This window comes from Pannonibacter anstelovis, assembly GCF_036881715.1.
Taxonomy (GTDB): Bacteria; Pseudomonadota; Alphaproteobacteria; order Rhizobiales; family Stappiaceae; genus Pannonibacter; species Pannonibacter anstelovis.
Map to the genome: position 1 here is coordinate 1 of NZ_JBAKBF010000029.1, position 623 is coordinate 623.

1 protein-coding gene is annotated in these 623 nt (G+C 62.1%); it reads right to left on the reverse strand.

Annotation, left to right across the window (positions count from 1 at the left end; translation table 11 throughout):
- Nucleotides 1-623, reverse strand: a 623-nt coding sequence (locus V6L75_RS20975; RefSeq protein ID WP_334253400.1) for an EF-Tu C-terminal domain-related protein, incomplete at both ends; no start/stop codon positions are given.

Sequence of the window (623 nt, forward strand, 5' to 3'; positions counted from 1 at the left end):
ACGCCGGCGCCGACGGTACGGCCACCTTCGCGGATAGCGAAGCGCAGGCCGTCTTCCATGGCGATCGGAACGATCAGCGTCACGACGACCGAGATGTTGTCGCCCGGCATCACCATTTCCGTGCCTTCCGGCAGTTCAACGATGCCCGTCACGTCCGTCGTGCGGAAGTAGAACTGCGGACGGTAGTTCGTGAAGAACGGCGTATGACGGCCGCCTTCTTCCTTCGTCAGGATGTAGGCTTCGGCCTTGAACTTCTTGTGCGGCTTAACCGAACCCGGCTTGCACAGAACCTGACCACGCTCAACGTCCTCACGGCCAACGCCACGGATCAGCGCGCCAATGTTGTCGCCTGCCTGGCCCTGGTCCAGAAGCTTGCGGAACATTTCAACGCCGGTCACGGTCGTCTTCTTGGTGTCGCGGATGCCGACGATCTCGACTTCCTCACCCACCTTCACGATGCCGCGCTCAACACGGCCGGTCACCACGGTGCCACGGCCAGAGATCGAGAACACGTCTTCGATCGGCATCAGGAACGGCATGTCGATCGGACGGTCCGGCGTCGGGATGTAGGCATCAACAGCCTCCATCAGAGCGCGGATGGCGTCACGGCCGATGTTGGCGTC